The sequence below is a fragment of the Paenibacillus sp. RC67 genome (genome assembly GCF_030020805.1).
Taxonomy (GTDB): domain Bacteria; phylum Bacillota; class Bacilli; order Paenibacillales; family NBRC-103111; genus Paenibacillus_S.
On the sequence record NZ_CP125098.1, the window covers coordinates 4,764,505 to 4,788,883 of the forward strand.

Consider the following 24,379-nt stretch of genomic DNA (forward strand, 5'->3'; position numbering starts at 1 on the left):
GTCTAGGTCCGCTTCACTGATTACTTTTTATTTTTGGCCAGGATGGCATTGGCGTCTTTACGGAACTTCGCCGCAGCATCTTCTACTGAAATTTTCTTATACAAGATTTGCTCGCTCAAGTCTTTCAACAGCTTTTCTACTTCAACAGAACCGACAGGGTTCGGAGGATCCATAGGACTGCTGTTGGTTTCAGCCCAAGCTACATAGTCGAACACTTTAGCTTCTGCTGGAGTCAAGCTAGGTTTAAGTGCTTCCTTAACTTTAGAGGAGATAGGCACGCCGCGCTCGCCTTTAATAATTTTGTTCGCATCAATATCGTTGGTGAAGAAGTCAATGAATTTCGCCGCTTCTTCTTTTTGCTTCGAATTTTTAGTAATGGAGAAGCCCATACTAGGTTTCAAGAACAAGCCTTTTTTACCATTAGGACCTGGAATAGGAATGAGTTCTGTGTTACGTTTAGCCGCAGCGGACCAAGCTACGTACTGATTGGACCATGCAAAGCTGCCGAATGCGTTGCCAAGAACCATTTCATCATCTTCAGGAGTGGATTTCTTTTGTGCCAATTTATCTAGACTTAGCAAATAACCAGAATCATACATTTTTTGGTAACGCTTGAAGTAGTCTACGAATGCTTTATCATCTGTATAACCTAAGCTCGTGCCGTCAGCACTGTACATTTTTTGATCAACCGTGCGCAAATAGTAAGGGAAGAATACATCATACCGCAAGTAGTCCATCAAGATTTTACCGCTGCCCTTTAGTTTAGCGCCTAAGGCATCCAGATCATCCCAAGTCCAATCTTTGGCAGGCATGCTTGCACCGGCTTTAGCCAGCATATCCGGGTCAACCGTAGCACCCAGAGCATTAACGCCAAGAGGGATTTGATACAGCTTGCCGTCGTACTCGCCGCTCTTCAGTGTATTAGCATTGACCGCACTCATATCAAGCTTGCCGTTGGTTGTGTAAGGACGAAGATCTTCCAGCTGGCCTCTGCCACCGAATTGGCTCAAGTAAGACATATCCATTTGAATGATATCCGGCAATCCGTTAGCAGCCGCTTGCGGAGCTAGCTTCTTCCAATAGTCGTCAAAGGAAGCATATTCCGCTTCGATTTTTACGTTAGGATTTTTTTGTTGATACAGCTCAATAACCTTCAATGTGTAGTCATGTCTTGCTTGACCACCCCACCATGCAATACGCAAAGTCACCGGATCTTTGCTTCCTGCGCCTGTGCCCGAGCTTACCGCATCCGTTTTCTTGCCTGCATCTCCACTGGAAGCCGCGCCTCCACAGCCTGCAGCGGTTAAAACCATCGATAGCGAGAGAACCATTGGTAACGCTTTCTTCATCTCTATTTCCTCCCCTGTTCTTCGTCTTTACATTGCTATTATCTCGCTTTGGACCAGGAAAAAGAATTCAAAAAACCGTTAACCTTGTTTAAAAAACAGAGTTATTGCAGCTTCAGATTACGTGGTCTTCATATATTCCGATGGCGAACAGCCTGCATACTTTTTGAATACTTGGCTGAAATATTGGGGATTATCGCCAAATCCGAGCTGTTCAGCAAGCTCAAATATTTTGATGTCTGATTTTTGATGAATCAGATCGATAGCTTTAGATATTCGGACCCTCATCACATAGTTTGAAAACTTCTCGCCGGTTTCTTTTTTGAATAGCTTCCCCAAATAATCCGAGTTCATATACAGCATTTGATGAGCCACCCAGTTGAGAGATAGCTCAGGATTGCCTAAATGATCGTTAATAATATCCACTACCTTGCTCACGATAGCGCTGTGCTTATTTTTGGTCTGCTCGTAATGGTTCGAGGTAATCTCGTCTGCTGTTTCCTTGAAGAACGATTGAATCGCTTGAAGGGTATCGAGCTGCATCAGCTTCACTACTTTATCCATATAGCCGTGCCTATTCTCCGAATCTCCCAGCCTTATCATCGCCATAAAAAGCTGAATAACGTAAGATTTGACTGTTGTAATATCCGACCGCAGCTCGGACAGCTTTTGAAAAAAGAGATTGATCTCGCGAACTGCCTCTTCTCTGTTCCCCGTTTTGATCTGCATAATCAAGTTGTCTTCGTTAAAGCTAAGCTCCTCGCTCTCCGTCCGATCCAAACCTACGATATCGGTCTCCGTAATCAAGCTGCCTTCACCAAGGTAGAATCGATAGTTCAAGCATTCTATTGTCTGCTTGTACAGGCTGCGGGCTTGAATGATTTCTCCCGATTCGCTTAAAGCAATGGTCAGGTCGATTTTGTAATACCGCAGGAAGGTTTCACGAATAAGCTTGATTTGTTCCTGAAGAGTGCCTGCGGAGGTTGTGTCCTCCACCACGATGAGCACATGATCACCGACAGTTGAGCTCAGTACATTGTTGTCGAGCAGCTCCTCGGCTATATTTTTCACAGCAAATAAATGCTCAAATTCGAACGGACCATCGAGATGAAACAAGATCAATCTCACCTTGCGATCGCCAAGATCCAATTGAAACAAATGGCTGAAATATTCCCAATCCCGATTACCATACGTTTTATTCGTAACGAACTCCTTCAGAAATTGTTCCTTCACATGGGGCAGTACTTTGGCTAGGCCCTCTCTCATGTTGCTAACGAATTGCTCGCTCTGCTGCTCCTGGTTCAGTTCGGATACCAGTTCTTGAAGTACCTCCATGATCTTGTTCTCATTGCATGGCTTCAGCAGGTAATGCTTGACACCATACTCAATCGCCGACTGTGCATATTCAAATTCCCCGAAGCCGGATAGTAGAATAAGTTTAATCTCGGGGTACTCTGCGGATACTTTAGCGGCGAGCTGAAGTCCGTCCATGCCAGGCATTTTGATATCGCTAATGATAATGTGAGGCGGATCCTCTATAACCTTCTCATAAGCCTCAATTCCATTGCGGGCCGTTCCCGCCAAGACCGTTCCGGTACTTTCCCAATCTACAATTCTCGATATGCCGTCCAGTATGATTCGTTCATCGTCTACCAGCAATACTTTATACACATTAATCCCTCGTTTCATCCGGAATGATGATGGAGACGCTCGTCCCTTTATCTTGTTGACTGTCCAGCCGAATGCCGTATTCTTCTCCATAAGCCAACTGGATGCGTTCCTCGATATTTTTCAGACCGATCCCGCTGCCGCGCGTACGGGCCTCACCTTTTCTTACCTGCTCCAACAGCATTTCATCCATACCTGGGCCGTTGTCCTCCACTACGATAATCATCTTGCCCGGCTCTCTTTTGGCATAAATTCGAATCGTACACGGCTCAAGCATTTGCTCAAGCGCATAATGGATCGAATTTTCCAGCAGCGGCTGCAGCGTCAGCTTAGGCAGCATTAGCTTCCTGACTTCCTCCGGGATATCCATCTCGAACACAAGCCGCTCCTCAAAGCGATACTTCTGAATCGTAATATAACACATCACGATTTCCAATTCTTCTTCGACCGTAATTAAAGTTTCCCGCATACTGATCGAGCTTCTAAGCAAAAAACCGAGCGCCTCTACCATTTTAGAAATTTGCGGTTGACCGTTCGTTTTGGCAAGCCAATTGATCGATTCCAGTGTGTTATACAAAAAATGCGGATTGATCTGAGCCTGAAGCGCTTTAAACTGTGTCTCTTTAATGGTCAGCTGCTTGGCATAGTTCTCTGTAATCAGCTCATTAATTTGCTGCATCATCATGCGGAATGTCCGGTGCAACTGGCCGACTTCATCCATTTGCAATGCGATCGGGTCTGCAGTTTCCGATTCGTTAAGACTGAAATCCCCTTTTTGTACCTGCTTCATACGACCGATCAAGTCCTCTATAGGACGGGTAAGGCTTCGCGCAAAATTAATTGCTACCGCCATCACCACAAGCAAACTGACAATAAAACCGATGAGCAGGAATCGTTTCATCAGAATGATTTTTTGAAAGATCGTGTCATAGGGGACCAGACTATGGTAAGCCCAGCCCAAATAGCCTGATTGAATCTGCGTCCAAAAATAGGACCGGCCATTGAACTGCTTGATCTCATAGTTATGCTGCCATTGATCCGTAACCGGGACGAACGAGCCCAGTTCGTAATCTGGCTTGGGAGGATAAATGACATGCTCCCCGGAGGCGATTCGCATTTCCCCGTTCTTCAACTCCGTGCCTGCTATGACATCATCTACGATTTTTTCGAACCTGATGCGAACCACTAGCGTTCCTATCCGGTTAAGACTGAAATTTTGATTTTGATAAGAACGGATTTCACGTGCAGCTATCAAGTTAGCATCCTCTGAGTCCGGAAGAATCCAGCGTATCTCGCCGGAGCCTTTGGCCGATTCACTAAGAATCGTCTGCTTCTTTTCTTTAGATACTGTAGAAGATTGCCCGGCCAGGGCTTGTTCACCCAGCAAATCAGTAACCTCTATGGAGTAAATGTATTTTTCATACCCAGCGTACTGCACGAGCTTATCGGATATATAAGAGCGAATACGCAATTTTTCAAACTCCGGCGTATCCTCCGTAATAGATAGCAGCAAGCTTTGAATTTGCGAGTCCGTTGCTATACTGAACGATAGCCTGTCCATCTTCTTCAGCTCATTCTCTATCCCGCTTGAGGATAAATTGAGCAGCTGGGAGGATTTGGAATAAAGCTGTTCATCGTAAATCGAATAAGCATACTGTAACGAGAAATACGTAATGAGAAAGCAAATCGCCATAATTAGAGAAATAAGCGAGAATACTTTATGCTTAATCTTCCAGTTGACAGCTGTCTGAAAAAAAGGAAATGCAAACCGTTTCATGCTAAGCCGCTCCTCCTTCGAGGCCGTTCGTTTTCTACCTATCGTACAATATCTCGCAGTAAACAGCCAATACCATTTCGGGATTGCCGCATGGTCATGGGACATGCTACGATGAAGGCGTCCCATTATTTGGGATAACCAATTACTTTTTACAAGTTGAGGATAGGAGTATTTAATGGGTAAACGAATCGGATTTTCTCTTATAAGGCTTTTCCTTTTTCTATCCGGGTTACTATACTATTATTTACTGCATAATACGAATCAACCGCTTCTGTTCTATTCTACAGCATCTATGGTCATCGTTCTGAGCCTTGTCTGCTTTTTACTCCTGCTTCACCGGCGCAGATTTGACTGGAGGACGATTGTTGGTTCCTTTCTTCTTGGACTCCTGCTTGTTTTCGTTGTTAGACAGGGATTGGATCAACGGAGGGATTTTGCTTTGCAGAATGCTTTGAACCACGAGCTTCCTGGAGTCATAATTGATATCAGGGAAAAATCTGCGAACAATGCCCGATGGGCCAAACCTACCGATCCTCAAGGAAACTATGGCAATGAAACAAGAACAAAGGGGCATTTCTTCCCCTCCCTTCCCTACTACCAGTCAGAGGTTATATTGACGGATCATCCCGCTGAAGAAAACGGAGATACCATAAGTTACCGATTTGTTATCAAACAGCCTTACTTCCTTGACAACAAAGACGTATCCGCAAAATATTGCATTGTATGGGGTGTATGCGGTTACTTTTACAAGGGCTATGCTGACGTAAATGTGCAAACAGGCGAAGTCATCGGTCTTAAGATCGTGTATAGCGATATGAAATGAATTCCATAGTAGAATACGAAAAAACCTTAGCAGCCAAAGCCGCTAAGGTTTTTTGTCCTTTAATCCGACAGATCATTGCCATACTTGGATACGTCCGCTAGTTCATCATTCGTATGCCTCTTCCATCTACCCCTCCTTTCCTCCGTTCCATAGGTGGGAACAACATCAATAATCGCGTCTGCATCCGTTTCAGTTACCAAATCGGTCAGCTCCACTTCCTCTAACCTGAAAATAACTAGCCTTAAAGTGCTAATCGATTTCCCATAACCGTTATCCCTGCATGCCAAAATTTCCACTTGCCTTCCGAACTTCCGTTGAATTATCTCTCCTATTTCTTGTGCGCGGCTTGTTTGAATGGTCATACTCCGAGTCCAAGAAGAATTATTCACAAGCCTCCAAAAAACATCCCTCACATCTTTCAAATTGAATTCCCCCTCACCCATAATGAGTTAGAAGCTCTTCCTTCGTACTATTTCAACTGGTTCATCTATCCGGTGCAGCCGCCTGTTCTCCCCTTTTATTGTGCTTATCTCTTGCGGATAGCTTGAATATTCGGTCTATCCCACGGTAAATATGCTTCGTCTCTTTCGTCAGCAGCGGTCCTATCACAGCAAGTATCAGCACATACAAGGCGGCAAAGGGCTGAATGATCGGTAATAACCCCCCGGCTTTGGCCAGATTTGCCATGATGATCGAAAATTCACCGCGCGCAACTATGGTGAAGCCGATATTGACTGAGGCTTTCGGAGATAGCCCCGCACTGTGACCTGCCCACATACCGGCCGCAAAATTGCCCGCAAGTGTTAATAACACCGCTCCCAAGGACAACCAAACGGCTCCTCCGAGGGTAGTCGGATCGATGGTCAAACCGAAGCTGAAGAAAAAGACGGCGCCGAAAAAATCACGAAACGGCAATATCAACTGCTCAATCCGTCTGCGATGCTCTGTTTCTGCAAAGACCAACCCAACGAGAAGCGCCCCAATCGCTTCCGCCACATGAATCGTCTCGGAAAAACCGGCGATGACGAACAAAATAGCGAAGATCACAAGCAAAAACAGCTCATTGGATCGAATATTCAGCATCCGATTCAACAATGGCACCGCCTTACGCCCTACAATTAGTACGAACAGCATAAACCCGAGTGCCACAAGCGCAGACAAGAGTATCCCGCCTAAAGAAGAGGAGCCGCTTAATATTAGACCGGATATGATCGAAATATAGATTGCAAGGAACACATCCTCGAACATGATGATGCCTAGAATCATTTCGGTCTCAGGATTAGCCGTTCTTTTTAAATCAACCAATACTTTAGCCACTATGGCACTGGAGGATATGGTGGTTATGCCCGCCACTACAAGCAGCTCCAGTAACGGCAATCCAACAGCATAACCGAACAACAATCCGAGAGTAAAATTAATTAAAATATAAATGGTGCCACCAATGGCAATGGACCGCCCAGAACGGATTAACCGCCCCACCGAGAACTCCAATCCCAAGTAGAACAATAAGAACAAGACCCCAATCCTTCCTAAAAATTCGATCAATGGAGCACTGGAAATAAATCGCAGATCGATATGCCATACTTCAAAGGAATGCGGTCCTACCGCCATACCAACCAATATATAAAACGGGATGACCGAGAAACGAAGCTTCGCCGACAATAACCCAGACAACGCGATGAGCGCAATAGCCACTCCAATCTCAAATACGATGTAGTTCATGCGTTCCATCACATCCATTCGTCAAAATTGTTTTAAAGAGCTTCTGCTGCCTCCTTTCTCCCGCTACAACAAGGGTTGAGTCCGCCGTAAGCACGATTTCCGGACCCGGATTAATGTGCTTGACGGCTTGATGCTTTTCGATGACGGCAATAATCGTCGCTCCGCACGTTTGGCGAATGTTCAACTCTCCGATCGTTTTTCCGACAGACGGATAATCAGCTTCCACACGGTACCACTCAATAATAAGATCATCCAGCGCCATCTCTATCGTCTCAAGCGCCTTAGGCTTATACGTCATTCCCCCGATAATACCCGCAATCATGCGTGCCTCATCATCATCAAGTGAAATCATCGAAATACTTTCATCCGCGTCAGGATATTCGTATTGATAGCATTCACGCCTGCCGTCGTCATGGACGACAATGACGAGCTTCTCTCCACCTCGCGTTGTTATTTGAAATTTTTTACCGATCCCCGGAAGGTCGGTTTCTCTAATGGTCATACCTCCATCCTCCTTCATCCTATTTGGTTTTTTAGGCAGCAGCAAACAGACCCTCAGACTCTCTTTTTTTCAAAAAGAAAACGTGGAGTGTAGGTAATTTGCAGTTTTTTTAAACGAAACGATAAGAATGAACACATTCGAGCAGCACAAATAAACCGTTAAGATTGAGCTAAAAAATGGCTGTGGGAACGGTTGGCTTTTGAAAAAGTCAATTGGAGAGATACCGAATAATACTAAACGAAGAGAGAAGTAAACTTAATAGGGGATAAAATCTGCCGAATGAGTCGGCGGGCAATCAGGGGGTGAAACGTAACGTGGGTTTCCGGAATAGCGCGGCATAAGCCTTGTAACATACCCATTAAGAGTAAAGACAGTACGGAGAAGAGCATGCTCCAACGTAGCGTATCTGAGGAAGCATTCTGTTTGCGCACGGTTGCTTTGCTCGAGAAATATTCCACCCCTTGTTGGACCGAGGTGCGTGTTGTTTCGCTTACATTGGACTCTAAGCTTGGAGTAGGTGTAGCAAACAGCATGAATACAACGATTAAAATCAATGATAACCAACGATTGGACGAGGTATCGCGAGATAACATACACATTCACCTCCCTTTTCCTCGAATTTAACTTAATTATAGCATAAAACGGCCTTTTTTTCAAATTTGATAATGATGAAATTGTTGCAACTAGGCAGCAAAAAGAAGCTTAGCCGGAGCAGGGCTCCAAGACTAAGCTAAAATTGTAGTGCCGTTATGTAGTCGAAGATAGCATTAAAGCTCGATATCGGAAACGATGCTGTCTACGCGACCGACTTCTCTAATATATGCAGCAACAGCTTGATGCTTCGGATTCGGGCCATAAGCTTCAAGCGCAGCCTTGTCTTCAAATCGAACGGAGAGCACGACTTGATAGCCTTGATTTTTGTCGGAAAAGTTAATGCCTGCTTGCAAATCGACGACTCCCGTTAGTTCGCCTCTCAGTGCCTTAAAACGATCTACAACCTCTTGAAGCTGAGCTTGCGTTGTGCTTTCGCCGAATTTAACCAATACAATATGATCGATCATTCTTATTCCCCTTTTCATAAATCAATACGCTTCACTATACCATGTTGGCCCAGGTTTTTCTATATTCATCGCTGTCAATGTATCAATTCGGCCGCCATACGAGTGAATTCTTTCTTGAAAAGAGCAGGATTAATGACGCCAGTGATTCGGCTTGTCCGTATCACGATAAGTTCCGCATCAGGAACGATAACAACATAGTTTAAGCCTTAACCTGACATTGCAAACGCGTTTTTAGGTAATTAAGCAGCTAATTGGTATGTGGTGTTAGAGTAAAAGCCCAGTCCATAATACTCCGGTTGACTGTTATTTATCGGATCGATCTGTAAAGCAGTGCGTAAGTACCATTCTGGCACAATACAATGCCCTTCCCATTGCCCCTTGTGCAGCAATAAATAAGCAAACCGAGCCAAATCGAGTGTCGTCATCCCTGGGCCGGACCCTGCTGGTTGATAAACAAGCCCATTTCTTATGAAAGCCCCAGTCCTCTCCGGCCAATCTGCACTTTCCACACCGATTCGGGACCAAATTCCCTCTTCGATATCCTTGTACAGCGGTTTTCCAGTAATATGCGGCGAGATGACCGATAAGTGATTGTATCCTATATTGCTGTATTCGTACCCGCAGCCCGGATCAAAAAGTAAATGATTAGACTGAGGATAAGCAGTACAGCGTCCTACTGTAAAATCGATAAAATCAAAACACGGCGAGTCGTATTTATCTGAACCGGACGGAAGACCCGCCGTATGAGTTAATAAATGCTTAAACGTTATTGCGCTCTTTCTTTCATCCGATAGCGGGTGGCCTTCCGGTAAGTATTTGGAGTTGTATACCAAGCTGTCCAATTCTAACGGATACCGAGCCTCTCCTCTTCTACCCGCATCGATCCACCTTCCAAACGAACAGGAGGCGATACTTTTCCCGATTGAAGCCAACCATTGATTTCGGCAACGAGTCTCCGGCCGATCATAAGCTTCGGCTGCTATTCAACCATTTTTTATAACCATAAAACCAACTTGTGTTGGAGGATCGCATTGAATGCTCAGATTCCATTGTACAAATTCGTCTAGCTTAACTTGATCTAGCCCTAAATCAGCAATGGCTTTACGATTATGATGAACAGATCTCCAGCCACCCTTTGATTCGGATTGTGGATAATACGGAGTCAATGGTCTCACCTCCCGTACATTCGTATGTTCAACGAAACATCCCCATCTCATTGGTTGCCTTGAAACCTACCTCCAGCCTCACAGTGTCTTCATGTAAAGATACACATCGACATACTCATTTCTGTCGGTCCTGAATGCCCCGGTTAGCGTCCCAACACGTTGAAAGCCTAGGCTCTCCCATAAACGTACAGAACCCGTATTAGTGGATACGACCGAATTAAATTGGATGGCTCTATAGCCATATTGCCTGCTCATTTCTATCGAATGCTCTCCTAGCATTCTGCCGATGCCCCGTCTCCTGTAATCACTACGGATAGCATACAATGCGTTAGCAATGTGACTTCCCCTGCCAGATGCATTTTTATGAAGGATGTAAAATCCTACCGGATCACCTGAATCATTAATCGCACAATACACTGCGTCTTGATTTTTGATGATCTCCTCTATTTTTTGTCTGGAAAAAGGCTCCGTCCAATGAAAGCTCTCGCCCTCCTGAATGACTTGATTCCAGATCAAATACACCGAATCTAAGTCCAGCTCCGCAAAAGCTCTAATTATGTATATCCACAACGCTGTTATATGCCTATGTATAGATGTCCATTCTTTTCAAGCCCCAAATGATTTAAGAAACGGACCAACTCCATCTCCCAGAACTCCCACGTATGCCCATAGCCTTCAGCCTCATGGTACTCATAATCGTAAGGATTACCTTCTAACCCCACGAAGAACTCTCTTACCAGTTCATTCAAATCCAACCAAGGATCGAGGCTTCCGCAAGCATGATATACCTTAGGTAATGGAGCACCTTTCTTGAGAGCTTCCCTGCCCAAATGCTGCAAGTCGTTATCCGTTCCTCTCATATCGCCATCTCCGAACAAAATAATCCGATCCAGAGCCTTGCGGGACCCGTTGTTGACAAAAGCCACATCGGTCTTATCGCCAGCCGAGAACGCACCTATCGCCCCGTACAGATCAGGTCTTGCAAGGCCTGCTTTTAAGCAGCCATATCCCCCATTGGAGAACCCGGAAATCATATTGTCTTCCCTAGCTTCCGATAAACGAGGAAACATATGGCGAAGGACGCGCGGCAGCTCCTCAGTCAAGTAAGTAAAAAACCGACCGCCATGCGCCATATCTGTAAAGCAAGAATGCAATCCTCCCGGTACAACGAGCGCCACGCCGTATTCCATTGCATAACGTTCTGCATTGCTCATACGCAACCATGCCGATTCATCTCCGGAACCACCGTGTAAGAGCCACAGCACTTTCACCTTGCCATCTCCTGAATAAGGACGCTTCTCTTGAGGAAGCGCGACATTGACCGTCATTTCCATACCCAGCACTTTAGAAAAAACATGCGTTTCGATTAAAGCCATACCCGTTTCCTCCTCAATCCACGTTCGATTTACGCAATGGCAGCCATTGAAGCACGCGCTCTATGCATGTATCCCAATATTTCCATTCATGATCTCCCGGACCTTCCTCATAAGTGAGAGGCAGCCCGAGCGCCCTAGCATGGTCCCTGAACCGTACATTACTGTCGTACAAGAAGTCCTCGGTACCGCACCACATATATAAATCCGGACGCGGCTGCTCCGATTGCGAGAGATTCTGTGCCGCTGTAAAAAGGTCGTTAACGCTCCCTTGAACCGACTCTTTATCGCCAAAAATTTCGGAGGCAAGGCTCGGCGATATTCGATTGTACATGAAGGCAACATCCAGCGCGCCTGAGAACGAAGCCGCAGCACGGTATTTATCCGCAGCCAATAGCCCTGCTTTCATCGCTCCGTAACCGCCCATAGACAAACCGGCAATGAATCGATCCTCTCGGGAGCTGGATAGCCGGAATTGCCTCTCGCATAATGATGGAAGCTCCTCCGTTAGGAACTGAAAATAATCGCGGCCTTTGGCCATATCCGTATAAAAGCCCAAATGCCCAGCAGGCATGACAACCGCAAGCGGCAGCCCTTCTACGTACCTTTCAATGCTAGTTCTTCGCATCCACGCGGTATGATTGTCACTCATCCCATGCAATAAATATAACGTCTGGTAAGGACCAGGATCTTTTACCTCGCGTGATCCACCCGCTACATGTTGAGGCAAAAGCACCTCCATGGGTACAGGCATTCGGAGCGTTTCAGAGTGATAGTGCATATGAAGCCAAGCCATTTATATACCTCCTCTAAGCAATACTTCTTGTCATATTGTAGTAATTCTTCCCATTGTCGAATTGTCCTTTTTTTCCATTAAAAAACGCCTTAGCGGGGAACACTCAAAATATACTACTAATAAGCAAGTATAAGATTAATTCAATGGCCACTAAATCTATGCACTAGGAAAAGGATGAATTCATCGATGAACAACCTAACGAAATTTAAAATTTTAAAACCGGCAGCTGAAGTATTCGAGGCTTTCGTAGACCCTTCAAAAATCGGGAATTTCTGGTTCTCCTCAAGCTCCGCAAGATGGGAACAAGGCAAGACGATTACATTGATGTATCAAGAATACAACGCTAAAGTGAATATCGAAATATTGGAAATCAATACAAATAAGAAGATCGTTTTTCGATGGGGCTCAGAAGGCAATGTGGTTACAATAAATCTCAAGGAATTGGATCATTCTTCGACAATTATTGAAGTGAATGAGGATGGCTTTAACGAAAATGATGATAATCTAATATATAACATGATTGATAATAAAGAGGGCTGGGTTTTCGTCTTGTCCTGTTTAAAGGGTTATTTGGAATTTAGTATTAATGAATTAAGAACAGGATTAGTGAAGGATTAGCAACAAAATCGATTTTATGGGATAAGCAAACAGCGGCAGCCAAGGATAGTTATCCATCCTCAGCTGCCGCTGCGTCTTTAATCGAAGCTATTGTTGCTGGTGATCTAGGTGATCAATGTGATCCTGTTCTCTTTGTCTACGCTTAATAAAAAGAGTCATCAATGCGGTAAATAGCAAGCCGCCAACAAACCCACCTAAGTGGGCATAAATGTCCACATTCGGTATAACGACGGAATAGATGAATCCGATGATAACAATAATACGTACCGTCTGCTTGGTCTGATAATCGATCAGGTCCTTACGGAAAACAGATAAATACAAGTAAGCGGCATACACGCCATAGATTGCTCCCGATGCACCCGCCCCGATATAGTAGTCCTTGTGCAGCAAGGCACTAGCTATATTGCCGGCAATACCACTCAAAAGGTAAAATACCGCATACCGAAAAGAGCCAAACATCCGTTCAAGTGGCGCGGCAAACACATAGATCGCAAAGCTGTTGAACAATAAATGCTCAAAGCCGATATGAACGAAAATAGACGTCACATATCTCCACAGCTCAGGCTCCATGCGTGGAAGATCGAACATGGCCCCGAAGCGGATCAATGTGGAATTATCTTTGGATGAGCCGTATATCGTCATCCCGGCCATAACAAGCAATTGAATAACAATAATGGCCGTATTGACCGGATACAGCCGAATGTACTGTTTTAAGCTCTCTGTTCTACTAAACACAATTCCTCTTCCCTTCTGTTCTTCATACATTGTTTATTCTATTATAGCTTAGTTGCTGCAAGGTTACACGGGAGAAACATTCATGCCATATCCATAGTATGTAGATGTATATTCTCCAATCTTTCGTCCATATAACGCCAAAAAAGCTTAGTAAGCAGTCCATGACTGTCCTACTAAGCTTTCGCCTTTGGTTTTACTTGTTTACTTCTACTGTGATCTTGTCGCTAGAAACGACTCCAGCGTCATTAATCAGTTCTCCTACGTACTGGTAGGTTCCGAGCTTTTTCCCTTTTACTGCGGTTATGGCAGACTGCGCTCCAGGAGTCGAGGATACAAGCTGCTGTGTGTCAATTAACACGCCGTTTTCGTAGAGCTTATAAACCTTCCCATTCGTTCCCCACCACATGTTCATTTGTACTTCATAGCTTCCATCGCCATCCCAGTTGTTATGCGACAATACTGGCTTAGCAGGCATCGCTTGATTAACTTGTACTGTCAATGGTTCACAAGCGGTAGTGCCGTGACGATTGATGAGCTCACAAGTATATTGATAAGTCCCATTAGGTTTTCCATTAATAACCGTAAATGCCGTCTGAGCACTCGGAGTTTGGTCTGCAAGTGTCTTAATGTCAATTAGCTTGCCGTTTTCGTACAGCTTGTAGATGGTCCCATTACTGCCCCACCAAAGGTTCATCATAATCTTGTAGTCACCGTCCTGAAGGCCGGTATCATAACCATTATCGCTGGACAAAACTCCTTTCCCAGGCAAGCTGGTTGCAGGTCCATCAGGTACCCTAATGGTTACAGCAAATTGAGCTGTTATTCCTGAACCGTCCGCAGCTGCAGCTCTAGCAACAACTTTCCCTGGGGCTAACGCTTGAATAACTCCAGCAGCATCAATTGTAGCTAGAGAAGTTGGAGCTCCGTCGGGTGACTGAACACTCCATTGAATGGATTTATTAGAAGCTGCATCCGGCTTTACTTGTGCACTTAGCTTCATCCTTTGCCCAGCAACTATCTCATTGGCAGTAGATGTGATCGAAATCTCCTTTACTTTCAGCGGAACTCGGTTAATATGCGGCACAGGGGGTTCTGCCATTCCATCCCCCAAATAAAAGCTCGGATGAGGAGGCTGGTTGTACCCTACATTCTGCCATGCGATGGACAATCGATACTCTGGATCGTCCAGCAGTGTGTAAAGCCGATGTGGTGTAACATCTGTTGTTGTATAAATTCGAAGCGCACTGCTATCTTCCGTACGCCAGATCGCTTCCTCTCTCCAATCCCCGAACAAATCCGTCTGCAAGGAAGGATTTCCTTTGGTTGTGTTGTTAGAATACGTTCCTGTTGCCGTGAGAAGATTCACCGATTTACTATTCATATAGTCCCATTTATCGATTTTGCCTACACCTATTGGATCGGTCCATTGGTGATCCAGCAGCTCTCGCAGCAAGTCGCCGTCCCACCAGATACCAAAGTTTACGGAAGGTCTCGAGGAGCTAATCTTCTCCCCTTTTGTGTTATAGACGCCGCCTGCATCTCCTGTTGCCCACATTTCCTCTCCCAGGTAACGAGGATCAATATCTCCGGACATCCCTCTTCCTACATCGTAGTTCGCTGGAATTCCCCAAATGAGCTTACCGGTCTCTGCATCGCGGAATTCAAGACCAGCAGGGCTCGGATAGTCTTCATGCACGCCGAAATACTCCAATCCAGGTCTGCTTGGGTCCAAATCGCCCAGATGCATCGCATCCCCATGACCAAGTCCGGTCGAGTACAATATTTTCCCATTATCGTCGATTGCCATAGCCCCATACGTAATCTCATCTTTTCCATCATGATCGACATCGGCAATGGAAAGATTATGGTTTCCTTGCCCCGTGTAATTCGCATTCTCCGCATCATTCGTATCGAATTTCCACAGCTTGGTGAGCTTGCCGTCACGCCAGTTGTAAGCTACAAGTACCGTCCGGGTATAGTATCCGCGTGCCATAACAAGACTCGGCCGCTCACCATCCAGATAAGCAATTGCCGCTAAAAAGCGATCGACCCGGTTGCCATAGCTGTCTCCCCAGCTGGATACGCTGCCGCGAGGGGGATCATAATCGGTCGTAACCATCGCTGCACCTGTCTCACCATTAAAGATGGTCAAATACTCAGGACCACTCAAAATATAGCCGCTGGAATTGCGGTAGTCCGCTTGGGCGTTTCCGATCACCTGACCTTTACCATCTACCGTACCATCCGCCGTCTTGAAAGCTATCTCCGCTTTACCATCACCATCAAGGTCATATACCATAAACTGCGTATAGTGCGCGCCAGCGCGAATGTTTCGACCCAAATCGATACGCCACAACATAGTACCGTCGAGCTTATAGGCATCAATGAATACGTTGCCTGTATATCCGGAAAGTGAATTGTCTTTAGAATTCGATGGGTCCCATTTCACGATGAGCTCATACTTACCATCGCCGTCCAAATCTCCGATACTCGCATCGTTTGCATTATACGTGTACTTTTCTCCGGAAGGCGTCACGCCATTAGCCGGTTTTTGAAGTGGAACATCAAGGTAATTTTTGTTCCATACACTGAACTTTTCACCTTGCGGTTCTTCATTACCGTTGATCACGGCTCGGATCTCATATTCGGAATTTAATGTGCCAACTGCATCTAAATAATTGGTACTATCAGCAATAGGCGAAGCGTTCACCCTTTGACCGTCACGATACAAATTAAAAGTCGTCGATTTATCATCCGTTCCAAACAAGCGCCAGCCTGTATACACTCCGCCCTCCACCTTTACAGCAACAGGACTGCGGTCCAGACTCTCCATCTGACGGTTCAAAACAGTCATAACAGGCACAGCCAGTACTTCTGATCGATTGGACAAGCCGCCGTTATTCACTGCCGCAACCTGATAGTAATAAGGCATCGTTGTAATGACGCCATTGTCCACAAACGTCGCTTCTACGGCTGTTCCAACAAGATTAAACGGACCTTGAGCCGTTTTGGAGCGGTACACATTGTATTGCAAAGCATAATTTACCGGATTCCACCGGATTGACAATTGTTCCTTGGAGGCGTTAACTACCGATAGTCCATCAGGAGCAGCAGGTGCAGGAACGGATCGGTCAAGTACTGCAACAGTAATCGGACTGCTTGGAGCCGATTCGATATTTTGCTGCATCAGCTGCGTCACCTGATATTGATACATACCGCCAAGCTGTACTGTACTATCCGTATAGGAAGTGCCGGTACTGCCACCAACTTTGGTAAAATCACTTCCTCCATCAGACACCCGGTATACATTATACCCTGTCGCACCATAGACCGCGTCCCACACTAAACTGACTGATGAATTCGGATAATAGGTCACTGCAGATACGGATAGTCCAGTAGGTGCTTTCTTAGGAGTAATTTCGATTGCATTAACGCGACCATCCTTACTGAATTGAAAATTCATTTGGCCGTCTGTCAGCAGCACTGTTTTGGTCATTTCGGCATAACTACCTGTACTCGAGGAGAGCGACCCCATGGTAGCGCCTTCAATTTTGATATCTGTTTTGTTAGAGGCAATAGCATCCCCTGCAATGATTCGAACCGAATACTCACCGTTAGGCAAATCCACCATGAAGCTAAAATCTGAAGCAAGCACGAAATCCCTAAGCAGAGGGTCTGCGGTTCCCCGATCGCGGTTATTCACCGTTTTGTCCAAGCCGTATCCCCTCGACGCATTATAAAGCATTGTGTTGGATACCTGAGTATAACCCGGAGCCACAGGACTCGTATCGGAACCAAAGTCAAATTTAGATCCAGAAGCACCCGTAGAAGCTGCAGCAGCTTGTCCCATCCCTACATTCGCAGTCCCTACTATCATGGATACAGCAAGCGTAACAACCAATAACGCTGATAAACTTCTTTTAATAGCGTGCAAATTATCTCCTCCTCCAGACTTTTATTCAAGTGCTTCTTACAGTTTGCTGAACACTAGGTCTTCTAACCTATTGGGTCGTAGGTCTGCAGATTGTTGCGAATCCTCCCTCGCTTTCTGGGTTCTTTAATTCTTAGGTTCACACTATGATAGCGGTTACATATTAGCACAGGTTTATGATGGAATCTTTATAGCCTTATGCTAATTTTGCTTCAAAATTTAAATTATTTGTCAATCTTGTAAAAGCACATGCCTAGGTTTTTCCGCTAGGGCTATAAAACAGGAGTATCTACCTAGTTAAAGTTATTTTGTATAACTATAAGACCTACTAGGTATTAGGGACCAGCTGAACAATGGATTTGAATGATATATTTATATCCACGCTACAAAAACAAGAGCTGCCTTGTTTGGCAGCCCTTAGCACTTCAAATTAGGTTATTGATCTATTGACGAATTTGGCTTCGGTGCGTTGTTGTTGTCCTTTTCGCTGCTAGGGGCTTGATTATTACCCTGATTATCGCTTGCCCTTGATTTTGATTGTTATTTTGACTGCCATTGCCCTGACCACCTTGGCCGCTGTTACCTTGCCCACTGCCTGGGCCTGGCTTCATATTGTTGCCTTTACCTTGATTTTCATTTGGTGCAGGGTTCTCGCCTTTCCCTTTTCCACCTTTAAACCATCCGCCTTTTTCTTTATTCTCAGTTGGACCTTTATTTTCACCTTGTTCTTGTTTTTGCTCTTGGCCTCCACCTTTGAACCAGCCTTTTCCTTTATTTTCACTTGGACCCTTGTTTTCACCTTGTTCTTGCTTTTGGCCTTGACCCTCGCCTTTAAACCAGCCGCCTTTGCCCTTATTTTCACTTGGACCCTTGTTTTCGGCTTGGCCTCCACCTTGTCCCTGGCCTCCGCCTTGCCCTTGGCCTCCACCTTGTCCTTGGCCTCCGCCTTGTCCTTGACCTCCGCCTTCTCCTCGGCCTCCGCCTTCTCCTCGGCCTCCTCCATGCCCTTTGCCTTCACCGTTACCCTGGCCGCCTTTGCCCTTTCCTGCCTCAGGACCAGGCTGCGGTGATAAGTTCTTCAACTTACTATATACATAAGTTATCGATTCAAGCGTGCGGTCATCTACTGCCCCAGTTACCGGAAGCCCATGCTTTTTCTGAAAAAATTTCACACCTTGAACTGTCGCTTCATTGTAGTAACCGTTGATTTCTCCAGAATAACTTCCGAGAGTCTTCAGCATACCTTGAATAACAAATACATCCGGTCCAGATGCGTCCTTTCCAACTGCTAACGTTGTACTGGGTACCCACATTAGAAGTGAGAGAGCCAGCACCATTACACCAACATATCTCCCCGCATTTTTACGAATAGAAATCATTTTCCGATAAAAATCCTTCACTAAACAGACACCTTCCTTTTGCTTATATGGTTTAAATTTCTGCGTTTTTACTATGCCCATTTTCTCCTCAATAATATGATTGCGTTAAAGCATTACTCTATCTTTCCCAACACCATCCACCAGATAAGGGTTTATAATTATTTTCATCATAAAAACGAAAAACGGAACTGCATAAGCAGCTCCGTTTTGTATATATTAGGTATGATCTTGAAGGAAATCTTCGATCTCTTGACGAGAAGGAATCGAGGCTTGGGCTCCTGCCCTTGAAACTGCAATGGCTGACGCAGCGGATGCAAACTTTAAACTCTCCTCCAGCCTTTGTCCATCCAAGTATGCAGCCATAAAGCTACCTATGAAAGTATCCCCTGCAGCCGTCGTATCAATAGCCTTTACCCTGTAGGCCGGCTGAGTCAAAGCAACACCCTGTTGATTACCGTACACGCAACCTTTTTCCCCAAGTGTTAAAAGTACAGCTTGAGCACCATAAGCAATGATAGCTTCTACTGCCTGTGTATAGGAATCCGGATGCTCCACATGAATACCAGTTAACTGCTCTGCCTCACTCTCATTTACAACAATAAGATCGATGAACTGCCATGCTTCTTCAGGAACAGGTGCTACCGGAGCCGGATTGTAGCAGGTGAATACACCGTGTCGATGGGCTTCCTTCATAGCCTGTAGTGTTGTTTTCCACGGAATTTCGTTTTGTAATAGCATTCCACGGACGCCTTCAAAAGCCTGCGAAGCTCCAATCAGGTCTTCAGCTGTGAAGAGCCCGTTTGCCCCCTCGGATAGAATGATATGATTCTCTCCCGCTTCATCAACATTGATGTAGGCAATCCCTGAACCGAAAGGCTTTTTCAATATATAATCCGTATGTACCCCTTTAGAATCCAACGATTCGATTAGCTTCGCTCCGTATGCATCTTCCCCTACAGCACCTGCAAACGTAACTTCCGCACCAGCCATAGCTGCAGCAACCGCTTGATTCGCCCCCTTACCACCGGGATAATAGGCCGTGCTTAGACCTTTCACCGTCTCGCCTGGTACAGGCAGCTTCGTAACTTGAGTCACGATATCCATATTTACGCTTCCTACAATTAACAGCTTCGTCATAATAACCTCCAAGTCGTTCTAATGTGCCTCTCTAAGAAGTCTTACCATTGGGACATGCCGCTTATTATTGTACCATCAGAAGAAGTATGGTTAAAAGGGGATCATCATCGTATTGGTATAAAAGAAAAGAACAGCCCTATGGCTGTTCCCGAGTGTCGAGAATTCTAAATATGTACCCGATGTTCCAAATTTTCTAAACGAAGTCACGCTTTATGGGATATGCCGGAACCCGAAGAAGAATCGCTATCAAGCTCTCTTTCCCGACGAAGAATTTCGTCCATTGACGTGTTCAGCGCGGCTTGAGGCCCCAGAAAATGATTTTTGTAGTATGCAAAATCCATAATAACCAAAATAACCAGCATCGCAGCCAAAGCGTAACCCGCTGTCTCATTCGGAGGGATAACCATCATAATACATATGAACACAATCCAGATGAGAGCGACAATCGAGATGGCATCGCTGTATTTACCGAGATTCCATGGTCCGAGATGCTTCTCTTGGAACCTTCCGCTAGCTTTCGCTCTCAGCTTCAACCAGATAGGAATACCATAGGCTACATACAAGCCAACCACACTCACCGCAGTCAGAAATGCGATCGTTGTATATTGAGCGTCCGGATTCACAAGCTTAATGATATAATCGATAAAAGCAAGAAGGAATGAAAGAACAATAGCAAGCCAAATGGCTTTGGCCGGTGTGCGGAATTTTTTGGAGATTTGAGCCCATTGTCCACTGAGCGGCATTCCTTTGTCACGGGAAAAAGCATACATCATCCGCGAGAACGAAGTAATGGAGGACAGACCGCAGAACCACATAGCTGCTGTAACGAGCCATAGGATGATTGAACCAAACGTACCGCCGAGCGCCTGGCTAATTACATAAATAAAAGCATTATCGGAACCTGCTGCCGCTCCGGCATCCTTGATGGAGAGCGTAACAAACGCAAGCATGAGAAACCCGAAAACAAAAGAGTAAGCTACAGAAGTAAAAATCCCCCAAGGCGCGCGTACACGAGGATTAATCGTCTCCTCAATTGTATGCGCTGAAGCATCGAAGCCCGTAAACGTCCACTGCGCCTGAAGAAGGCCGATAAGGAAAGCGAACATATAGGGCTTATCCGAGAACGTTTCACCGACTTTAAATAAATAGTCAACGCTGTTTAGCCCACCCTTAGTGAAAAATGCTAGAGAAACGACCAGTACCGCAACAATGATAATATGGTACCAGGCTGAGAAATCATTCAATCTCGATACAATACGTATCCCAATATGATTAAGAATGCCATGAGTCAGCAGGATGACCGTAAATGCAATTAATACAGAAGTATTATCCGACGTATATCCGAACACGCTGCCTAACAGCGGGTCTGCGAACAAAGCAACTGAATAGTCGATGCCCGCAACAATCCCTATTTGTCCGATCAAATTGATCCAAGCGGTGTACCAGCCCCAACGCTTGTTTTTAAGAATCGCGGCCCAGTGATACAGCGCTCCTGCTGTAGGAATAGCTGAGGCTAATTCAGCCATAGCTGCAGCCACGAACATGACGAACAACGCTACGATAGGCCAACCAAAGCCCATCATCCCCGCGCCCCCATAAGTCAGTCCATGTCCGTATAACGAGACGGCTCCGGTAAGAATGGATATAATCGAGAAGGATATGGCGAAGTTGGAAAAACCACCCATACTGCGAAGGAGCTCCTGCGCGTAACCGAACTTGTTTAAATCTTGTTTGTCCTTATCGTGATGATGAGATTGTGCATTCATAGTTTCAACCTCCTCCAAAGGATAACGAACGATTGCTTGTTCTGGTTGACAAGAAGCCTTACTTTCCTAAGAAGCTTTCATGTTCACTTTCTTTGTAGCTGCGGATGCTGTTGCTGGCAATACGGACGACAGCCAGAGCAAACAGGCATGTGATCACGATAATGACAATTCCTATAACAGTGGACATGGGCGTCACCTCCTTACATGGAATGTATGGAAAACCAGCTTAACCAGCTTTGTAAGCTCACAGCTCCATGTTGACGCCGCTGGCCTGCTGTTCAATCATTTTTTTCAGCAAGGTTCCGATATGGGCTCCCGCCTCTACCGGAGGGGTACCTCCGCGATGAATATTGGAGATCACGGTTCGTTCGCTTTCCACTGTCCCCTTACGCGGACGAAAGCACATGTAAGCACTCATCGACTTGGATGAGACGAGACCTGGCCTCTCGCCAATTAACAGCACAAGCACTTCCGGCTGCAAAATATCCCCAATATGATCCATTACCGCAACTCGACCGCCCCGAACAAAAAAGGGAGTACCTACACTTAACCCGTAGGAAGCAAGGGAATCGAGTAATGACGGGTACACATCCGGCAAGTTGGCGTCTATGGCATTGGCACTCAATCCGTCTGAAACTACCACCTGCACTTGGGGCTTCATTGCACATCGGCTCCGAATGAGGTCAATCCCCTGGGGAATAATAACACGCCCTCGATCAGGCCGTTTCAAATAATTGTCCGTGTTCTCATAATACGTTTCGATTTGAAACAAGCCGAATGAGTCCAACAACGATAAGCTGACTTCTCCATAAATGGAATCGACGGCAGCAGCATGATCGCAGCGGAACTTTAGCATCTCCTTAGTTAAAGGTCTCGTGCCTGCCCTCCATACACCAATTCTTGCCGGAGTGCTGGACAACAGCTCACCCATCCCTTCACCCCATTTTGGCTCAGGAACATGGGAAACTGCTGCTTCTTCCTCAAGATACTCCTCGTCGGCACCTGCCACATCGGGGACTGTGAAATCTTGCGTGCTCGTGCCAAGGTTATTGTAGAAGCCGGCAGTGTCGGATGAAGAATGGGGATCGCTTGCAAGTGCTATTTCTTCTGCAAGCTGTCTTTTCTGCAATTGTGCCATCACCTTATCAACCAGCTGCTCCAACGGAATCGTTCGATTCATCTCCCTCTTCCTTTCCTCTGACTTGAGACATCTCTTACATGAACATCGTGGGGTCTCCAGCTATTGGTGTTAACCTTCCATTTTCCATAATGCCCATCCGTTCCAGCCACCTCTCAAACTCAGGGGCAGGACGCAATCTCATCATTTCCCTAAGCGAAGCTATATCGTGAAAGCTTGTCGATTGGTAATTAAGCATACAATCGTCAGCCATCGGGACGCCAATTAAGTAGTTGACACCAGCGGCAGCTAGCAGCACCGCCAAATTATCCATATCATTCTGATCGGCTTTCATATGATTGGTGTAGCATACGTCGACACCCATTGGAAGCTGCTGAAGCTTCCCCATAAAGTGGTCCTCCAGTCCGGCACGAATCACCTGTTTGGAATCGTACAAGTATTCAGGCCCGATGAACCCAACAACGGTGTTTACGATGAACGGTTTGTATTTTCGAGCTAAGCCATAGCAGCGCGATTCGAGCGTCACCTGATCAATCCCATGATGGGCTTCTGCCGACAGCTCGGAGCCTTGCCCCGTTTCAAAATACCAAAGATTTGGTCCTGTGCCCGTTCCTTCTCTGCGAATCAAGTCGTCAGCTTCATCCAGCATCTCAACGTTGATACCGAATGCTTTGTTGCCGTCCTCGGAACCGGCCAAGCTTTGGAATACCATATCCGCTGGCGCACCTTGGCGTATCGCCCTCATCTGGGTTTTGACATGAGCCAGCACGCAGTTTTGCGTTGGAATTTGCCACTTGCTCATCACCTCTTTGGTTACGAGCAAGATGTCCTTCACGCTCTCCGCCGTATCAATGACGGGATTAATGCCAAGAACGGCATCGCCTATTCCATAGCTCAGCGCTTCGAACAAGGAAGCTTTAATTCCCTGAATGTTATCCGTCGGATGGTTCGGCTGTGCCCGTCCTGCTAGTACCCCCTTCTGTCCAATCGTAATGTTGCAATGACTGGTCACCTCCATCTTCGATGCAGCTTGAATCAAATCGAGATTGCTCATGAGCTTTGCGGCTGCAGCTACCATTTCACTCGTTAGTCCTCGGCTGATGCGACGAACTTCATTGTTTCCCGTTTCCTGGCGCAGTAAATATTCGCGAAGCTCAGCTACCGTCCAGCCGCGGACTTCCGCATATATATTCTCGTTCACAGCCTCTTCTATGACCCTTGACACCTCATCGGTTTCCGGTGGCAGCAGAGGATGATTGCGAATATCTCCGAGTGTCAAATCAGATAGCACCAGCTTTGCTGCCATTCTCTCCTTGGCATCCTGTGCGGCAATGCCGGCCAGCTGATCGCCCGACTTCTCTTCGTTCGCCTTGGCCAACACTTCCTTCAAATCTTTAAATTGAAATACTGTACCGTGCAAAGCGACCTTCAGCTTCACTCG

24 protein-coding genes are annotated in these 24,379 nt (G+C 45.9%); 2 read left to right on the forward strand and 22 right to left on the reverse strand.

Going from position 1 to position 24,379, the window contains the following annotated elements:
- Window positions 1-20: 20 nt before the first annotated feature.
- The 3 genes from QMA13_RS21895 to QMA13_RS21905 all read right to left on the reverse strand — a co-directional run bounded on the left by QMA13_RS21895 (window position 21) and on the right by QMA13_RS21905 (window position 4,791).
- Window positions 21-1,349 carry an ABC transporter substrate-binding protein gene (locus tag QMA13_RS21895; RefSeq protein WP_282935856.1) on the reverse strand — a complete coding sequence of 443 codons (1,329 nt, stop codon included), beginning with the start codon at window positions 1,347-1,349 and terminating at the stop codon, window positions 21-23.
- Window positions 1,350-1,466: 117 nt separating this feature from the next.
- Window positions 1,467-3,035 carry a response regulator transcription factor gene (locus QMA13_RS21900; protein ID WP_282935857.1) on the reverse strand — a complete coding sequence of 523 codons (1,569 nt, stop codon included), beginning with the start codon at window positions 3,033-3,035 and terminating at the stop codon, window positions 1,467-1,469.
- Window positions 3,019-4,791, reverse strand: a complete 1,773-nt coding sequence (locus tag QMA13_RS21905; RefSeq protein ID WP_282935858.1) for a sensor histidine kinase — start codon at window positions 4,789-4,791, stop codon at window positions 3,019-3,021. Before QMA13_RS21905 ends, QMA13_RS21900 begins: the two co-directional genes overlap by 17 nt.
- A gap of 175 nt (window positions 4,792-4,966) precedes the next feature.
- On the opposite strand from QMA13_RS21905, the gene QMA13_RS21910 reads away from it, so the two are divergent.
- Complete coding sequence (locus tag QMA13_RS21910) at window positions 4,967-5,614, forward strand: hypothetical protein (RefSeq protein ID WP_282935859.1); 648 nt, start codon at window positions 4,967-4,969, stop codon at window positions 5,612-5,614.
- A 59-nt stretch (window positions 5,615-5,673) separates the two neighbouring features.
- Here QMA13_RS21910 and QMA13_RS21915 read toward each other — a convergent pair whose 3' ends face one another.
- The 11 genes from QMA13_RS21915 to QMA13_RS21965 all read right to left on the reverse strand — a co-directional run bounded on the left by QMA13_RS21915 (window position 5,674) and on the right by QMA13_RS21965 (window position 12,234).
- Window positions 5,674-6,036, reverse strand: a complete 363-nt coding sequence (locus QMA13_RS21915) for a hypothetical protein (RefSeq protein ID WP_282935860.1) — start codon at window positions 6,034-6,036, stop codon at window positions 5,674-5,676.
- Window positions 6,037-6,097: 61 nt separating this feature from the next.
- Entirely contained in the window at window positions 6,098-7,336 is a 1,239-nt protein-coding gene (locus QMA13_RS21920; RefSeq protein ID WP_282943498.1) for a cation:proton antiporter, read from the reverse strand.
- Window positions 7,317-7,838 carry a cation:proton antiporter regulatory subunit gene (locus QMA13_RS21925; protein ID WP_282935861.1) on the reverse strand — a complete coding sequence of 174 codons (522 nt, stop codon included), beginning with the start codon at window positions 7,836-7,838 and terminating at the stop codon, window positions 7,317-7,319. Before QMA13_RS21925 ends, QMA13_RS21920 begins: the two co-directional genes overlap by 20 nt.
- 233 nt (window positions 7,839-8,071) lie before the next feature.
- On the reverse strand, window positions 8,072-8,431 hold the full coding sequence (locus QMA13_RS21930; RefSeq protein WP_282935862.1) for a hypothetical protein: 360 nt from the start codon (window positions 8,429-8,431) through the stop codon (window positions 8,072-8,074).
- Window positions 8,432-8,605: 174 nt separating this feature from the next.
- Window positions 8,606-8,899: a Dabb family protein gene (locus tag QMA13_RS21935; RefSeq protein WP_282935863.1), complete on the reverse strand. Its 294-nt coding sequence runs from the start codon at window positions 8,897-8,899 to the stop codon at window positions 8,606-8,608.
- Between the two features lie 239 nt (window positions 8,900-9,138).
- Complete coding sequence (locus tag QMA13_RS21940) at window positions 9,139-9,783, reverse strand: serine hydrolase domain-containing protein (RefSeq protein ID WP_282943500.1); 645 nt, start codon at window positions 9,781-9,783, stop codon at window positions 9,139-9,141.
- The gene (locus QMA13_RS21945) at window positions 9,744-9,866 is read right to left on the reverse strand and encodes a hypothetical protein (protein WP_282943707.1); all 123 of its coding nucleotides are present in this window, start codon (window positions 9,864-9,866) and stop codon (window positions 9,744-9,746) included. Before QMA13_RS21945 ends, QMA13_RS21940 begins: the two co-directional genes overlap by 40 nt.
- A 16-nt stretch (window positions 9,867-9,882) precedes the next feature.
- Window positions 9,883-10,065: a hypothetical protein gene (locus tag QMA13_RS21950; protein WP_282935864.1), complete on the reverse strand. Its 183-nt coding sequence runs from the start codon at window positions 10,063-10,065 to the stop codon at window positions 9,883-9,885.
- Window positions 10,066-10,143: 78 nt separating this feature from the next.
- Window positions 10,144-10,635 carry a GNAT family N-acetyltransferase gene (locus QMA13_RS21955; protein WP_282935865.1) on the reverse strand — a complete coding sequence of 164 codons (492 nt, stop codon included), beginning with the start codon at window positions 10,633-10,635 and terminating at the stop codon, window positions 10,144-10,146.
- Window positions 10,636-10,640: 5 nt separating this feature from the next.
- Window positions 10,641-11,441 carry an alpha/beta hydrolase gene (locus tag QMA13_RS21960; protein WP_282935866.1) on the reverse strand — a complete coding sequence of 267 codons (801 nt, stop codon included), beginning with the start codon at window positions 11,439-11,441 and terminating at the stop codon, window positions 10,641-10,643.
- A gap of 13 nt (window positions 11,442-11,454) precedes the next feature.
- Complete coding sequence (locus QMA13_RS21965) at window positions 11,455-12,234, reverse strand: alpha/beta hydrolase (RefSeq protein ID WP_282935867.1); 780 nt, start codon at window positions 12,232-12,234, stop codon at window positions 11,455-11,457.
- A 186-nt stretch (window positions 12,235-12,420) separates the two neighbouring features.
- On the opposite strand from QMA13_RS21965, the gene QMA13_RS21970 reads away from it, so the two are divergent.
- On the forward strand, window positions 12,421-12,852 hold the full coding sequence (locus QMA13_RS21970) for an SRPBCC family protein (protein WP_282935868.1): 432 nt from the start codon (window positions 12,421-12,423) through the stop codon (window positions 12,850-12,852).
- Between the two features lie 87 nt (window positions 12,853-12,939).
- Here the strand turns inward: QMA13_RS21970 and QMA13_RS21975 are convergent, their stop codons facing one another.
- The 8 genes from QMA13_RS21975 to QMA13_RS22010 all read right to left on the reverse strand — a co-directional run bounded on the left by QMA13_RS21975 (window position 12,940) and on the right by QMA13_RS22010 (window position 24,376).
- Window positions 12,940-13,587, reverse strand: a complete 648-nt coding sequence (locus QMA13_RS21975) for a rhomboid family intramembrane serine protease (RefSeq protein ID WP_282935869.1) — start codon at window positions 13,585-13,587, stop codon at window positions 12,940-12,942.
- A 193-nt stretch (window positions 13,588-13,780) separates the two neighbouring features.
- The gene (locus QMA13_RS21980) at window positions 13,781-17,521 is read right to left on the reverse strand and encodes a rhamnogalacturonan lyase family protein (RefSeq protein ID WP_282935870.1); all 3,741 of its coding nucleotides are present in this window, start codon (window positions 17,519-17,521) and stop codon (window positions 13,781-13,783) included.
- Window positions 17,522-17,961: 440 nt separating this feature from the next.
- Window positions 17,962-18,978, reverse strand: a complete 1,017-nt coding sequence (locus tag QMA13_RS21985; protein ID WP_282935871.1) for a peptidoglycan-binding domain-containing protein — start codon at window positions 18,976-18,978, stop codon at window positions 17,962-17,964.
- A 135-nt stretch (window positions 18,979-19,113) separates the two neighbouring features.
- Entirely contained in the window at window positions 19,114-20,034 is a 921-nt protein-coding gene (rbsK, locus tag QMA13_RS21990) for a ribokinase (RefSeq protein ID WP_282935872.1), read from the reverse strand.
- 203 nt (window positions 20,035-20,237) lie between these two features.
- Entirely contained in the window at window positions 20,238-21,800 is a 1,563-nt protein-coding gene (locus tag QMA13_RS21995; RefSeq protein ID WP_282935873.1) for an amino acid permease, read from the reverse strand.
- A gap of 58 nt (window positions 21,801-21,858) precedes the next feature.
- Window positions 21,859-21,987, reverse strand: coding sequence for a hypothetical protein (locus QMA13_RS22000; RefSeq protein ID WP_282935874.1), 129 nt, complete (start codon window positions 21,985-21,987; stop codon window positions 21,859-21,861).
- Window positions 21,988-22,044: 57 nt separating this feature from the next.
- Window positions 22,045-22,980 (reverse strand): ethanolamine ammonia-lyase subunit EutC, encoded by a 936-nt coding sequence (eutC, locus tag QMA13_RS22005; protein WP_282935875.1) that lies wholly within the window; start codon window positions 22,978-22,980, stop codon window positions 22,045-22,047.
- Between the two features lie 34 nt (window positions 22,981-23,014).
- Window positions 23,015-24,376 (reverse strand): ethanolamine ammonia-lyase subunit EutB, encoded by a 1,362-nt coding sequence (locus QMA13_RS22010; protein ID WP_282935876.1) that lies wholly within the window; start codon window positions 24,374-24,376, stop codon window positions 23,015-23,017.
- Window positions 24,377-24,379 lie beyond the last annotated feature (3 nt).